Origin of the sequence: Jidongwangia harbinensis (assembly GCF_020216025.1) — a bacterium.
Taxonomy (GTDB): Bacteria; Actinomycetota; Actinomycetes; order Mycobacteriales; family Micromonosporaceae; genus Actinoplanes; species Actinoplanes harbinensis.
This window is the reverse complement of sequence record NZ_JAIWNC010000017.1, coordinates 60,747-74,952: the sequence shown is the minus strand read 5'-3', so window position 1 is coordinate 74,952 and position 14,206 is coordinate 60,747. Positions and strand designations below refer to the sequence as shown.

Sequence of the window (14,206 nt, the reverse complement as noted above, 5' to 3'; positions counted from 1 at the left end):
CGACCCTCGGCCCGGCCACCCTCAACAGGGCCGGTCGGTGGCCTTGCCGCGGACGATGCGGTAGCCGGCGGTGGTGTCGTGGCTCAGGTCGTACCGGATCTGCCAGTGCGTGCAGGTCTCCTGGGACCGGCCCTTCGGGCCGTCGCCGGCGTCCTGCCGGCTGCGGAACGTGACCAGTGCCCGGACCGGGTCACCGTCCGCGCCCTCGATCGAGCGGAGCGTGATGTCCGAATCCTGGGTGGTGGCGGTGCCCTCGGCGAACACGGCCATCTGCGCGTCGTCGGTCGGGTCGACCACGCCGGCCGGGTCCAGCACCGGGCGCACCGAGTCGTAGTCCTTGGTGTTGATCCCGGAGAAGTAGGTGTCGAACACGCGCGCCACCTCGGCGGCGGGCGGATCCGGCAGACCGGCGTCGATCCGGACGAGGCCCACCTGATCCGGCACCTCCGGCGTGGGCTCGGGCACCTCCGGGGTGGGCTCGGTCTGGTCCGGCGGGAGATCCGGCGTCGGCTCGGTCTCGTCCGGCAGCGGCGGAACCGTCTCCTCCGGCGGCACCACGCCGTCGTCCGCCGCCCCGCTGCCGCCGGTGGGCGGGCCGTCCGCACCCGGGCCGGTCAGGCGCGGCACCAGGATCACCGCGGTCAGGGCCAGCACGACCAGGCCGACCAGGGCCGGCCACCGCCAGGCCGGCCGCGGTCGAGGGGCCACATACCGGTCCGCGACCGGCGCCGGGCCGGCCGGCAGCGTCGGGTCCCCGGACGACGGGCGAGGGGACGCGGCCGGTGCCGGACGGGCACAGACCGCACAGACCGCGGCGTCACCCGCATTGGTCTCGCCGCACGCGCTGCAGGTCCACATGTCGTACTCCACTTCCGGTGTGCGGCGTCTCCACAGTCGACGCCGACGGACCCATGCTCACCACGTCGCGGCGTCGACGACACTGGGTGTTCGGCCCCACAACGGACGGTGTTCGGTTGTGCGACGGCGGCCACATCGGAGGCGCCCGGCCCCCTGAACGGTCGATGTCGCCGAAAGCCACCGGGCCATTACTTTCGGCTCCTGAATCGCCGCGGCACCGTCGCGACCCTGCCGACAGGAACCTGGCCATGACTGCGTCCCCGGACACCACCGGCGCCCGCCACCTCGACGACCACCACGCGGAACTGTTCGAGCACGACGACGGCCTGTCCCGGTCGTCACCGGAGCGCCTCAGCTCCACCACCCGCTACCTGTGCGGTGCGGCGTACATCGACGAGGACTTCGCCGACCGGGCGATCCGGGAGATCGTCGCGGACAGCCACCGTGCGGTGATCCCGGCCATCGGCTACGACGTGGAGGCCGTGCTGCGCCACTGCTTCCAGGCCCGGCGCCTGTGGGCGGCCCGCAACGCCGCCCTCTGCGTCACCCTGCTGGCCGCCATGGTGATCGCGCCCATGGTCACCCTGTCGCTGGTGACGCTCGCCCTGCTGGTCGCGCTGCCCACCCTGGCCCGGCGGCAGAAGCGCTGGCCGGTGTGGAAGTTCGTCCTGGTGGCGCTGGTCGGCCTGACGGCGCTCAGCTGCCTGGCCGGACCGCTGGTGGCGGTGCTCAACCTGGCCGGGTCGTCGAGCGGGTACGGGTACGGGTACGCGGACACCCCGGCGCTCGCCCCGGACGGCGGTTCCGTCCGGACGTACCTCGTGGGCCTCGTGGTTCTGGCTCTGGTCCTGCTCGGGGTGCTGACCTGGGCGCGGCACCGCATGATCAACACGATCATCACCGAACTCGCACCCGGCGCGCCGGTCCGGCCGCCCCGGCTGCCGCGCACCGACGTGGAACACCGGGTCGGCACGGTGAGCCGGGCCCAGCACGGAAACGTGGTGCTGCACTCCGGCTTCGAACCGTTCGTCGGCGCCGGGAACCGGGTCGACGCCTGGTCCATCGTGGTGGAACTGCGGCCGGACGAGGAACCCCCGGACGGCGTGCCACCCCGCCCGGTCCGGGTCGACCCGGTCGCGCTGGTCGCGCACGTCCGCCAGCGCCTCGCCGCGCTGCGCTCCCGGGACCTGCCCGAACAGGAGCGGATGACCGGCCTGCAACTGCGCGACCAGGTGGTCGCCGCCGGCACCCGCTGGCACGGCTACCCGCTGATCGACCAGCAGGTCCGGTTGCCCTACGCGTTCGCCACCGGCGAAGCCGTCGACGCCATCATCCGGTTCCCGCAGACCAGCGCCCGGCACTTCCTGCGCGCCTCGGTCGGCGCGCAGGAGAAACCCGCGGTCGCGGCGGACGGCCAGACCATCATGCCCAGTGAACACCAGAGCGTGGTGGCCACCGCGTTCACCCACATCGCGGTCGAGGGCGGGATGCTCTACGTCGAGGTGGTGGAGACCGTGCTCGGCCCGCTGCGGCAGCAGTACCTCGACATCGACCGGTACGCGCTGAGCGGCGACTCGACCATGAACACCGCGCTGCGCGAGGCGGTCCAGGAGTTCGCGGTGGGCGTCGTGACGGCACCGGTCGGACTGGCCCGCGCGATCCGGCGCCACCTGCAGCTGAACGGCAGCATGACCCGGGCGGACACCGAGTCCCAGCGCGAGCCGGTGTACGACTTCGGCGCCCGGGTGGACGTACGGGAGATCGCCTCGCGGAAGACCTTCGCCAGCTACGTGCAGCGGCTCGACTCGGAGAAGTACCTGCGGCTGATCGAGCGGCGCATCGCCGAGGCGGTGATCGAGTTCCTCACCGCCGAGGGCGTGGACACCTCCGAGTTCCGCACGAAGTTCACCCAGAACTGGACCGCCACGATCAACGGCGACGTCAACGGATCGTTCGCCATGGGCACCGGTGCGACCGCCACCGCCTCCACCCCGAAGGGACCGAAGCAGTCATGAGGGATCACGACCTGCACATCACCGGCGACGTGAACGGCGCCCTCGCGATGGGCACCGGCGCGACCGCGAACCAGTACGGCGGGCCGATCGTCGGGTCCGCGCACGGTCCCGACGTGCTCGCCGCCGTGGCGCACCTGCGCCGGCTGGTCGAGGCCGGCATCGGGCAGGTGCCCCAGGCCCCGCTGGTCCGGCGGGACCTGGACGAGCTGGAGGCGGAGGTCCGGCGCGCGGACCCCGACCCGGAGAAGCTCGAGGGGTACGTCGACCGGATCCGGCGGCGGGCCGCGTCGGTCGGCGGCGTGACCGCGGCGGCCGGCAGCGTGTGGGCGCTGATCGAGCAGCTGATCGCCTGAGCGGGCGGTCGCGGTCAGGCTTCCTCGGGATCGCGGCCGACCGCCGAGCGGCCACCGTCGACCGGCAGGACCGCGCCGTTGACGAAGCTCGCCGCGTCCGACACCAGGAACGCCACCGCGTCCGCGACCTCGTCGGTGCGGCCCATCCGGCCCAGCGGCTGCACCGACCGGATCTCGCGCCGGAACCTCTCGGCGGCGTCCGGAGCCAACCCGCCGAGGTACGCGTCGGAGCGTTCGGTGGCGATCGAGCCGAGCGCCACCGCGTTCGTGCGGATGCCCCGCGGCCCGTAGTCGACGGCGAGCGCCCGGGTCAGACCCTCCACGGCGGCCTTCGCGGTGGCGTACGCGAGCGCGCCGCGCACCGGCCGCTGAGCCTGGTGCGACGACACGTTGACGATCGCGCCGGGTCCGCCCGCCGCCAGGAACCGACGGATCGCCACCGCGCAGCCGGTCACCGCCGGACGCAGGTTGTCCCCGATCAGCTCCGCCACCCGGGCCGCCGGCGTCTCGTGCAGCCACGCGTCCCGGAACACCGCGGCGTTGTTCACCCACCCGGCGAGCGGCGCGGCCGACACCGCGGCGCCCGCCGCGCGTTCGGCAACCGCCTCGTCGGCGGCGTCCCCGAGCACCGGCACGATCCGGTCCGCCGCCGGATGGGTTTCCGCCCAGGCGACCGCCGCCGCGTCGAACTCCAGCACCACCACGGTGTCCCGCGCACCGAGCAGGCGCTCTACGATCGCCCGGCCCACCCCGCGACCGCCGCCGGTGACCACGTACGACGACGTCACGAGAACAGGGCGCTGTACGCGTTGAGCGCCGGTTGCCCGCCGAGGTGGGCGTACAGGACGTGCGAACCGCGCTCGATCTCGCCGCGGGTGACCAGGTCGATCAGCCCGGCCATCGACTTGCCCTCGTACACCGGGTCGGTGACCATGCCCTCGGTGCGCGCCGCGACCCGCATGGCGTCCAGGGTGGACTCGTCCGGGATGCCGTACACGCCGGCGTGGTACCGGTCGTCCAGCAGGATCTCGTCGTCCCGCAGGTCCCGCTCCAGGCCGACCAGCCGGGCGGTGTTCCGGGCGATCCGGGCCACCTGGTCGCGGGTCTCGGCCGGCTTCGCGGAACCGTCGATCCCGAGCACCCGCCGGGGCCGTTCCTGCCCCGCGAAACCGGCGATCATGCCGGCCTGGGTGCTGCCGGTGACCGAGCAGACGACGATCGTGTCGAAGAAGACGCCCAAAGCCCGCTCCTGCTGCTCGACCTCCGCGGCCCAGCCGGCGAACCCCAGCCCGCCCAGGCGGTGGTCGGACGCCCCGGCCGGGATCGGGTACGGCTTCCCGCCGGCCGCCGTCACCTCGGCCAGCGCGGCGTCCCAGCTCTCCTTGAAGCCGATGCCGAACCCGGCCCGGACCAGCCGCACGTCCGCACCGGCCAGCCGGCTGATCAGGATGTTGCCGACCTTGTCGTAGACGCTGTCCGGCCAGTCCACCCAGCTCTCCTGGACCAGGACACACTTCAGGCCGGCGTACGCCGCGACGGCCGCCACCTGCCGGGTGTGGTTCGACTGCACGCCGCCGATCGAGACCAGCGTGTCGCAGCCCTGCGCCAGCGCGTCCGCGACCAGGTACTCCAGCTTGCGGGTCTTGTTGCCGCCGTACGCGATGCCGGAGTTGCAGTCCTCCCGCTTCGCCCAGACCGTGGCGCCGCCCAGGTGCCGGGTGAGCCGGTCCAGGCGGTGCACCGGCGACGGGCCGAACAGCAGCGGGTAGCGGGCGAAGTCATCCAGCGACATGCAACCTCCTGAGGATTCCGGTACGGGTCGGCGTGGCCGTCACGGGAGGGCGCCCAGCACCACCCGCTCCGAGGTGAGCAGATAGTCGCGCAGCATGTCGGCGGCCCGTTCCGTGTCGCCGCCCTCGTACGCCCGGGTGATCTCGTCGTTCATGTCCACGAACGGGCTGTGCAGGCCCCGCATGTCCGGGACCGCGGCGAAGGCCAGCCGCAGCTCCGCGGTGAGCTGGCGCATCCACGAGTCCAGCCGCGGGCTGCCGGCCAGCGCCACGATCTGCTCGTGGAAGTGCATGTTGGCGGTGGCCACGGCCCGCCAGTCCCCGGCCGACGCCGCCGCCCGGGCGTCCCCGACCGCGGCCCGCATCGCCCCGGCCCGCGGCGGATCGGTCGGCGCCTGCCGCAGCGCGGTGCATTCCAGCAGCCCACGGACCCGGTAGATGTCGGCGATCTGGGCCGGGCTGAGCGTGGCCACGAACACCCCCCGGTGCGGGCGCCGGACCAGCAGGCCCTCCTCGATCAGCGTGGAGAACGCCTCCCGCAGCGTGTTGCGGGACACCTTCAGCGAGCCGGTGAACGAGGTTTCGGACAGCCGGGTGCCCGGCGCGAGTTCCCCGTCGATCATCTGGTTGCGCAGTTCCGCCACGGCACGGGCCGCCGAGCCCACCGCCGGGGGTTCGTCCGCGGCCGGTTCCGCCTTGTTCGCCTGCCCTGCGTCCACCCGTCCAGTCAACCAGCCCCAGGTCGCCGGCGGTCAGCCGTCCCCCGTCCGCGACCGGTCAGACCTCCCCGGACGGTCGGGGGCTTCGGCAAAGCGGACCTTGCCGCCGGGCCGGATCTGGGCGGCCAGGTCGGCGGCCGGGGGTGTCAGGACGGCGATCACCGGGTAGCCGCCGGTGACCGGGTGGTCGGCCTGGAAGATGATCGGCCGGCCGTCCGGCGGCACCTGGACCGCGCCGCGGACCACGCCCTCGCTGGGCAGTTCCTCGGGTCGTGCCCGGGTCAGTACCGGCCCGGCCAGGCGCAGCCCGACCGCGTTGCCGGCCGGGGTGACGGTGAACTCGCCGCCGAGGAACGCCGCCACCGCCTCGGCGGTGAACCAGTCGTCCCGCGGCCCGAGATCCACCTCCAGGACCACCGCCGCGCCGGGCGCCTCGGCCGGAGCGGGTCCCGCGGCGGGCGCCTCTGCCGGAGCGGGTCCCGCAGCGGGCGCCTCGGCCGGAGCGGGTCCCGCAGCGGTGGTCGGGTCCGGCTCAGGCGCGGACGCCGCACCGATCGGCAGCACGTCGCCGACGGCCGGGCGCGGCGGCCCCACACCGCCGAGGTGATCCGTGGAGCGGGACCCGAGGACCGGCGGCACGTCGAACCCGCCCCGGACCGCCAGATAGCTGCGCAACCCGCGCCGGGGCGTGCCGACGGTGACCTCGGCACCGGCGCCCACCTCGACCGCGCGGTCCGGTGCGCACCGCCGGCCGTCCACGATCAGCGCCGCGTCCGTGCCGGTCAGCGCCACCGTCGCCGGCCGGTCGAACCGGACCCGCAGCCCGCCGAGCGTGCACTCCAGCGCCGCGGCGCCGGGCGGGTTGCCGACCAGCCGGTTGGCCCGCGCGAACGCCGTCCGGTCGGCCGCCCCGGACGGCGCGACGCCGAGCGCGGCGTGACCGGGCCGGCCCCGGTCCTTGAGCACCGTCATCGGTCCGGTGCGGAGCACGGTCACGGTCATCGGTCCACCACCTGGAATCGGACCCGCACGCCCGGTGTGAGCAGCGCGGGTTCGGGCCTGCTCAGATCCCACATGCGCAGCCCCGTGTTGCCGATGAGCTGCCAGCCACCCGGGCTGTCGTGGGGGTACACGCCGGAGAACCGGCCGGCCAGCCCCACCGAGCCGGCCGGGATCCGGGTGCGCGGCGTGTCCCGCCGCGGCACCTCCAGCCGCGGGTCGCCGCCGATCAGATAGCCGAACCCGGGCGCGAACCCGGCGAACGCCACCGTCCACTCGGCGCCGGTGTGCCGGGCCACCACCTCGGCCTCGGACAGCCCGGTGTGCGCCGCCACGTCGGCCAGGTCCGGCCCGTCGTAGCGGACCGGGACCGTCACCGTGCCGAGGTCCGGCGGATGCCCCCGGTCGACCCGCAGGCCACCCACGGCGGCGCGGACCGCCGGCGGGTCGGTCACCGCGGGGTCGATCCGGACCAGCACGGTACGGGCGGCCGGGACCAGGTCGGTCACGCCGGGCAGGGCGGCGGCGCGCAGGGCGGCGTACAACGCCAGCGCCTCGTCGAGATCGTCGACCTCCACGAGGACGGCCTCCCGGCCACAGCGCAGGAAGCGCATCGTCATGTCTGGTAGTCCGAGTCGGGCACGTCAGTGATCAACATGTAGCCGGGCGCGTGGGTGACGGCGTACGGCACCCCGGACGCCATGACCGCCGCCTGCGGGGTCACCCCGCACGCCCAGAAGACCGGCACCTCGCCGGGCCGTACCTCCACCGGGTCGCCGAAGTCGGGACGGTCCAGGTCGGCGATGCCGAGCGCGGCCGGGTCGCCGATGTGCACCGGCGCACCGTGCACGGCGGGGAACCGCCCGCTGATGGTGACCGCGTCGGCGACCCGCCCTGCCGGAACCGGCCGCATCGACACGACCAGGTCGCCGTGCAACCGGCCGGCCGGGCGGCACGGGCGGGCGGTGCGGTACATCGGGACGTTGCTGCCCGCGCTGATGTGCCGGACGTCGATGCCGGCGGTCAGCAGCGCGGTCTCGAAACTGAAGCTGCAGCCGATGAGGAACGCGACCAGGTCCGGCCGCCAGGCGTCGGTCGCGTCCGCCACCTCCTCGCTGAGCGCACCGTCCCGCCAGATCCGGTACCGCGGCAGGTCGGTGCGCAGGTCGGCGCCGGGCGCGAGCACGGTGCGCGGATCGCCGGGTTCGCTCACGTCGAGCACCGGGCACGGCCGGGGGTTGCGCTGCGCGTACAGCAGCATGTCCCAGGCCCAGTCCCGCGGCACCGCGATGAGGTTGGCCTGGGTGGCACCCGGCACCAGGCCCGCGGTCGGGCGGACCGCGCCGTCCCGGAACTGCCGCCGCACCGCCGCCGCCTCCCGCCGCAGCCGGCCCCGGCTCCCCGCCGCCTCCGGGCCTCCTGCTGCCTCCGGGCCTCCTGCTGCCTCCGGGCCTCCTGCTGCCTCCCGGCTCACCGCCGCCGCCTCCCGGCTCACCGCCGTCTCCCGGCTCACCGCCGTCTCCCGGCTCACCGCCGTCTCCCGGCTCACCGCCGTCTTCGGGCTCACCGCCGTCTCCCGGCTCACCGCCGTCTTCGGGCTTTCTGCTGTTTCCCGGCTCACCGTCGCCTCGGGATGGGTCATCGGTCCTCCTTCGGGTCGGCGGCGAACGCCGTGATCCGGGCCCCGGCCGCGGTGAGAGCGGCACGCACCGCCCGGGCCATCGACACCGCCCCCAGAGTGTCGCCGTGCACACAGATCGAGTCGGCCCGCACCGCGAGGACACTGCCGTCGACCGCGGTCAGGCCGCCGCCGGTGACCAGGCGGGCCATCCGGTCGGCGACCTCCGCGGGGTCGTGCAGCACCGCACCCGGTTCGCGGCGGGACACCAGCGTGCCGTCCGGCCGGTACGCCCGGTCCGCGAACGCCTCGGAAAGGGTGGTCAGGCCGGCCGCGGCCGCCCGGGTGGTGAACACCGATCCGGGCAGGTGCAGGACCGGGAGCGCCGCGTCGTACTGCCGTACCGCCTCGATCACCGCGTCGGCCTGCGGTTCGTGATGTGCCAGCGCGTTGTACAGCGCGCCGTGCGGCTTCAGGTAGCGGACCCGGTCGCCGGCCACCCGGGCCAGGCCGTCCAGCGCCGCCAGTTGGTAGAGCACGTCGGCGACCAGGTCCGGCGGGTCGTAGTCGATGAAGCGGCGGCCGAAGCCGGGCAGGTCCCGATAGCTCACCTGGGCCCCGATGGCGACGCCGCGGTCGACCGCGTGCCGGCAGGTGGCCAGCAGGGCGCGCGGGTCGCCGGCGTGGAATCCACACGCGACGTTGGCGCTGCTCACCACGTCGAGCATCGCCTCGTCGTCGCCGAGGCGCCAGGTGCCGAAGCCCTCGCCCAGGTCGCTGTTGAGATCGATGCGATGTGCCGGAACCATGCCGGCTCCTTCCTTCGGAACGTGTAGCGGGAACGTCCGGAGCGGTCCGGCCGGCGTTGCCGCGCCGGCCGGACCGCGGGGGAACGTCGTTCAACCAACGTGCATGGGTCTACCGCCGCGGGTGGGCTCAGTTGGCCAGGTATTCGAAGATGGACCGCGTCGAGGTCACTCCCATGTACCACGTGAGGGCGGTGACCGCTCCGCCGAGGACGAGCAGCCACACCGGGTACCGGTAGCCGTTCAGGAGTTCCCGGCGGCGCCAGGCCGCGTACAGCAGGATGGTGAAGCCGATCGGGAGGATCAGCCCGTTGAAGCCGCCCGCGAAGACCAGCAGCGCGGCCGGGGCGGTGCCGAGGAACAGGAAGATCACCGTGGTGACCACGATGAAGGCGACGGTGGCCCAGGACCGGGTCCGGGGTTCGGCCAGCCGGTGGGAGAAGGCATCGAAGAAGGACACCGACGTGTACGCGGCACCGATCACCGACGTGATCGCGGCGGCCCACAGCACCACGCCGAACGCCCGGGTCCCGAACTCCCCGGCGGCGGATCCGAACGCCTGCGCCGTCGCGTTGCCCTTGGTGTCGAGGACGACGCCGCCGGCCACCACACCGAGGATCGCCAGGAAGAGCACGAAGCGCATGAGCCCGGTGACGGCGATGCCGGTGAGCGCGGCCCGGGTCACCTCGCGGGCGTGTTCCGGGCCGGTGGTGCCGCTGTCCAGCAGCCGGTGCGCGCCGGAGTAGGTGATGTATCCGCCGACCGTCCCGCCGATGATCGTGGTGATCGCGGCCAGGTCGATCCGCTCCGGCAGCACCGTCTGCCGCAGGGCGTCCCCGACCGGCGGGCCGGACGAGATCGCGACGTAGACGGTCAGCGCGATCATCAGCAGACCCAGCACGATGAGCAGGCGGTCCATCGCCAGACCGGCACGCTTCACCGCGAAGATGGAGATCGCGATGAGGGCGCTGAGCGCGCCGCCGAGCTTGGGGTTGAGCCCGAGCGCGGCGTTCAGGCCGAGGCCGGAGCCCGCCACGTTGCCGATGTTGAAGACCAGGCCGCCGAGGATGACCAGCGCGGCGAGGAGATGACCGGCGCCCGGGACGACCGTGTTGGCGATCTCGTGAGCCCGCTTGCCGCTGACCGAGATGATCCGCCAGACGTTCATCTGGACCACGAAGTCGACCAGGATCGACATCAGGATGCCGAACGCGAACGCGGCGCCGAGCGACACCGTGAACGTCGTGGTCTGGGTGATGAACCCGGGCCCGATGGCACTGGTCGCCATCAGGAAGATGGCGCCGACCAGGGCGACGCGGCGGGTCTGCTTGGTGGAGACGGGGGCCGTGGCGGTTTCGGTTCGGGTTTCGGGTACGGAGGACTCACGGGACATGGTGCACTCCTCAGGGGTCGAGCGCCGATGCGCGGGTACGTGCGACTGGCTCGAACTGACCGGCGATGACCGGCCCCGATGGTCGTCCGCCGGTTCCGTCGACCACCGATTCCCTGAAGGTAGAGATTGTTCAACGATCAGGCAAGAGTTGTTGAACGATCTGGCATAGCGGTGTCGTAAATTGCCTGTCTCCCCTCGGTTAACCGGCCGTCTGACGCCGGGCGAACAGGTACGTCGCCAGTGCATAGCCCAGCGCCAGGACACCGCCGAACCAGGCCACCGCGGTCCACGCCGTCGCGGCGTCCGGAGTGCCCGCCATCGCGGCCCGGAGCGTCTCGATGACCGGGGTCATGGGCTGGTGCTCGGCGAACCCGCGCAACACCCGTGGCATCGTCTCGACCGGCACGAACGCGCTGCTCAGGTAGGGCAGGAAGAGGAGCACGAAACCGAACGACGACGCGCTCTCGGCGGAACTGGCGAGCAGCCCGAAGCAGACCGACAGCCACGACATCGCCAGCACGTAGAGCGTCAGCACGGCCAGCGCGAGCAGCCAGTCGAGCGGACCGGCGGCGGGACGGAACCCGATCACGAACGCCACCGCGAGCACCAGCACGGTGGACGCCAGATTGCGGAGCAGGCCCGCGACGACGTGTCCGACCAGGACGGCGGAACGCAGGATCGGCAGCGAGCGGAACCGGTCGATCGCGCCGGTGGTCAGATCCTGCGCCACCGGGACCGCGGTGTTCGCCGCGCCGAAACCGGCACACAGCAACACGATCCCCGGCACCACGTAGGTGAGATAGGCGCCGCCGGTGTGCACCGCGCCGCCGAAGATGTACACGAACAGCAACAGCAGGAAGACCGGCAGCAGCACGCCGAGCAGCAGCGTGTCCAGCGCGCGCAGGTGGTGCCGGAGGCTGCGCCCGATCATCAGCCCGGCGTCGTCGAGTGCGGCAAACATGGTGATCAGCTCCGGGTCATGGTGAGGAAGACGTCGTCGAGCGTGGGCCGGTGAATGGCCACCCGGTCGACCGGCACACCGGCGCCGTCCAGGCGGTTGAGCAGCACCCGGACCTGTTCCGCGGAGCCGTCGGTCGGCACCAGGACGGCACCGCGCGGAGCATCCGGCTGAGCTCCGTCGCCCAGCACGGCCACCGCCCGGCGCACCGCCTCGGGCGCACCGAGGCGCAACTCCACCCGTTCCCCGGCGAGCTGCGACTTGAGCCCGGCGGGCGGACCCTCCGCGATGATCGCGCCGTGGTCGAGAAAGGCGACCCGGTCGGCCAGTTGGTCCGCCTCCTCGAGATATTGGGTGGTGAGCAGCACGGTGACACCGTCGGCCGCGAGCGCTCGCACCGCCGCCCAGGTGGTCTGCCGGCTCCGCGGGTCGAGGCCGGTGGTGGGCTCGTCCAGGAAGAGCACCCGGGGCCGACGAACCAGGCTCACCGCCAGATCGAGCCGGCGCCGCATGCCGCCGGAATACGTCCGGACCAGGCGGCGGCCCGCGTCCCGCAGATCGAACTGGTCGAGCAGCTCGGCGGCGCGCCGACGGGCGCCACCCCGGCCCAGGCGCCGCAGCCGGCCGAGCAGGATCAGATTCTCCTCGCCGGTGAGCAACTCGTCGACCGCCGTGGACTGACCGGTGAGGCTGATCGCGGACTGCACCCGACGCGGCTCGCGCACCACGTCGTGCCCCGCGACGGTCGCGGTGCCGCCGTCCGGCCGGATCAGCGTGGCCAGGATGCGGACCAACGTGGTCTTGCCGGCGCCGTTCGGCCCCAGCAGCGCGAACACCCGCCCCTGCGGCATGTCGAGATCGACGCCCCGCAGCACGGCCACCGACCTGTACGACTTCGTCAGCCCGCGTATCGCGATCATGAAACCCCCGATAAACTGTGTATGACGTAGAGCTGTGTTTAGGTTATACACAGTTTTAGGATGGCGGTCAATGGACCTCTCCCGCCTTCCGCCGAACCTCGTCGTGCTGTACGAACCGCAGCGCTCCCCGCGCCGCGGCCCGCGCCCGGCACTGACGCTGGACGGCGTCGTGGCCGCCGCCGTCGAGATCGCCGACGCCGACGGTCTCGGCGCCGTGTCGATGAGCCGGGTCGCCGAGCGCCTCGGCTTCACCACCATGTCGCTGTACCGGTACGTGAAGAGCAAGGACGAACTGCTGCTGTTCATGGCGGACGCGGCCAACGGGCAACCGCCGCCCCGGCCCACCCCGGAGTCCTGGCGCACCGGGCTGGACGGCTGGGCCCGGGCCGTCTTCGGCATCTACCGCCGCCACCCGTGGCTGTTGCGGGTCCCGATGAGCGCCCCGCCGGCCGGGCCGGCCCAGCTGCGGTGGATGGAGGCCGCCCTGGCCAACCTCGCCGAGGTCGGCCTGCACGAGGGACAAAAACTGCAGATCATTCAACTGCTGCACGGGTACGCCCGCGGCGAGGCCCAGCTCAGCACGGACCTGAGCGCGGTGGACGCGGGCGACACCAGCAGAGCCGGCTACGGCGAGATCCTGCGCACGGTCACCTCACCGGAGACCCACCCGGCGCTGCACCGGCTGGCCGCCAGCGGCCTGCTGGACGAGTCGACCGCCTACGACGACGAGGCCGATTTCGGTTTCGGCCTGCACACCATCCTGGACGGCGTGGAGCGGCTGATCGCCGGACACGTTCCGGCTCGCCCGGCGTGACCGGGCCGCGCTCGCGCGCCTCGCCCGGAGCCCAGCTGGGGGGTGCGCAGCGCGTCGGCCTCCCGGTCGTACCGCGCCGCCTTGTCCGGGTTGCCGGCGCGCCTCGCGGCCGTCGGCGGGCGGACCGGTCACCGACACGGAGCGGCCCCGGGCGCGAACCCGGGGCCGTCAGCCGTCGCCTACGGGAACCGCATGCGGCGCGGGCGCGGAATGACCGGTGGCGGCAGGGGCAGGTCGTCGAGATGGTCCCAGTCGAGCGACCCGTTGTCGGACGACTTGATCTCGCCGAGGCAGGCGCGCACCAGGCCGAGGTGCGGCGCACCGGCGAACCCGGCGATCACCACCTCGGGGGTCGGCTCGATCTGCGCGATGGCGGTGCAGATCTTGGACACTTCACGCTCGTCGATCGCATCGAGCGGCAGCGGCGCCTCGGTCTGCGAACGACGCCACGGCGGGCCGAAGCGGCGGAGCAGTTCCCGGGCGAGCCGGCCGAACGAGCGCCCGACCTCGGCCTCCCGCATCGACTCCCGCGCGGACTGGCCGTAGCACCACGGCACCACCACGTGGCCGTTGATGACGACAAGTTGGTAGACGGATTTGGGGACGCTGATTATCTCAGCGCCGGGGAGCGTGCCCAGGAAGAGCACAAGTTCCTCGTACGGCAAGGGCCAACGTGGGTTGGCGAGAACTCGTTCCGTGGCCTGCGTCGTGGTGGGGTGAGCATTGACTTCGCGCTCGATCGCGGTGCTCAACGCCTCGGGCACCCGGGTCCAAAGTTCAGCGGCGACGTCGTCACCGAACTGCTCGACCACCCACTCGCTCGGACCGACCAGAACGTCTGGACGCATTCTGTACCACCACCGTCCGTGTCGCTGGCGCTACTGCTGGCTAGAAGAGTTGCATCTCCGGTGATCGACTGGAAGGGGTAGCCAGTGAGATCCCAAAAACGCCCATGAATGAAAT

Annotated in this window: 15 protein-coding genes; 3 read left to right on the top strand and 12 right to left on the bottom strand. The window is 72.9% G+C overall.

The genetic code is table 11. The features are described 5' to 3' along the window. Positions 1-21: 21 nt before the first annotated feature. Complete coding sequence (locus LDL48_RS21290; protein WP_225256948.1) at positions 22-858, bottom strand: hypothetical protein; 837 nt, start codon at positions 856-858, stop codon at positions 22-24. Positions 859-1,106: 248 nt separating this feature from the next. Between LDL48_RS21290 and LDL48_RS21285 the strand changes: the two genes are divergently transcribed. Together LDL48_RS21285 and LDL48_RS21280 are read left to right on the top strand one after the other, a co-directional pair. Further along, the gene (locus LDL48_RS21285; protein ID WP_225256947.1) at positions 1,107-2,873 is read left to right on the top strand and encodes an AbeC-like domain-containing protein; all 1,767 of its coding nucleotides are present in this window, start codon (positions 1,107-1,109) and stop codon (positions 2,871-2,873) included. Further along, positions 2,870-3,226, top strand: a complete 357-nt coding sequence (locus LDL48_RS21280; RefSeq protein ID WP_225256946.1) for a hypothetical protein — start codon at positions 2,870-2,872, stop codon at positions 3,224-3,226. The genes LDL48_RS21285 and LDL48_RS21280 overlap by 4 nt, the downstream gene beginning before the upstream one ends. 14 nt (positions 3,227-3,240) lie before the next feature. Here LDL48_RS21280 and LDL48_RS21275 read toward each other — a convergent pair whose 3' ends face one another. From LDL48_RS21275 to LDL48_RS21230, 10 genes are all read right to left on the bottom strand, one after another. Further along, on the bottom strand, positions 3,241-4,014 hold the full coding sequence (locus tag LDL48_RS21275; protein ID WP_225256945.1) for an SDR family NAD(P)-dependent oxidoreductase: 774 nt from the start codon (positions 4,012-4,014) through the stop codon (positions 3,241-3,243). Then, the gene (locus LDL48_RS21270; protein WP_225256944.1) at positions 4,011-5,018 is read right to left on the bottom strand and encodes a 1-aminocyclopropane-1-carboxylate deaminase; all 1,008 of its coding nucleotides are present in this window, start codon (positions 5,016-5,018) and stop codon (positions 4,011-4,013) included. The genes LDL48_RS21275 and LDL48_RS21270 overlap by 4 nt, the downstream gene beginning before the upstream one ends. A gap of 39 nt (positions 5,019-5,057) precedes the next feature. Next, positions 5,058-5,735: a GntR family transcriptional regulator gene (locus tag LDL48_RS21265; protein WP_225256943.1), complete on the bottom strand. Its 678-nt coding sequence runs from the start codon at positions 5,733-5,735 to the stop codon at positions 5,058-5,060. Between the two features lie 33 nt (positions 5,736-5,768). Beyond that, positions 5,769-6,737 (bottom strand): 5-oxoprolinase subunit C family protein, encoded by a 969-nt coding sequence (locus LDL48_RS21260; protein WP_225256942.1) that lies wholly within the window; start codon positions 6,735-6,737, stop codon positions 5,769-5,771. Then, positions 6,734-7,354: a 5-oxoprolinase subunit B family protein gene (locus LDL48_RS21255; RefSeq protein WP_225256941.1), complete on the bottom strand. Its 621-nt coding sequence runs from the start codon at positions 7,352-7,354 to the stop codon at positions 6,734-6,736. Before LDL48_RS21255 ends, LDL48_RS21260 begins: the two co-directional genes overlap by 4 nt. Next, positions 7,351-8,376 carry a putative hydro-lyase gene (locus LDL48_RS21250; protein ID WP_225256940.1) on the bottom strand — a complete coding sequence of 342 codons (1,026 nt, stop codon included), beginning with the start codon at positions 8,374-8,376 and terminating at the stop codon, positions 7,351-7,353. The genes LDL48_RS21255 and LDL48_RS21250 overlap by 4 nt, the downstream gene beginning before the upstream one ends. Next, a complete protein-coding gene (locus LDL48_RS21245; RefSeq protein WP_225257067.1) occupies positions 8,373-9,143 on the bottom strand; it encodes a LamB/YcsF family protein in 771 nt (256 codons plus the stop codon). The genes LDL48_RS21250 and LDL48_RS21245 overlap by 4 nt, the downstream gene beginning before the upstream one ends. Positions 9,144-9,288: 145 nt before the next feature. Next, entirely contained in the window at positions 9,289-10,551 is a 1,263-nt protein-coding gene (locus LDL48_RS21240) for an NRAMP family divalent metal transporter (protein ID WP_225256939.1), read from the bottom strand. Between the two features lie 199 nt (positions 10,552-10,750). Next, positions 10,751-11,512, bottom strand: a complete 762-nt coding sequence (locus LDL48_RS21235) for an ABC transporter permease (RefSeq protein WP_225256938.1) — start codon at positions 11,510-11,512, stop codon at positions 10,751-10,753. Between the two features lie 5 nt (positions 11,513-11,517). Then, positions 11,518-12,429 carry an ATP-binding cassette domain-containing protein gene (locus LDL48_RS21230; RefSeq protein ID WP_225256937.1) on the bottom strand — a complete coding sequence of 304 codons (912 nt, stop codon included), beginning with the start codon at positions 12,427-12,429 and terminating at the stop codon, positions 11,518-11,520. A 70-nt stretch (positions 12,430-12,499) separates the two neighbouring features. Here LDL48_RS21230 and LDL48_RS21225 point away from each other — a divergent pair, with 70 nt between their 5' ends. Next, on the top strand, positions 12,500-13,243 hold the full coding sequence (locus LDL48_RS21225; RefSeq protein WP_225256936.1) for a TetR/AcrR family transcriptional regulator: 744 nt from the start codon (positions 12,500-12,502) through the stop codon (positions 13,241-13,243). A 179-nt stretch (positions 13,244-13,422) separates the two neighbouring features. Here LDL48_RS21225 and LDL48_RS21220 read toward each other — a convergent pair whose 3' ends face one another. Then, positions 13,423-14,055, bottom strand: coding sequence for a hypothetical protein (locus LDL48_RS21220; RefSeq protein WP_225256935.1), 633 nt, complete (start codon positions 14,053-14,055; stop codon positions 13,423-13,425). Positions 14,056-14,206 lie beyond the last annotated feature (151 nt).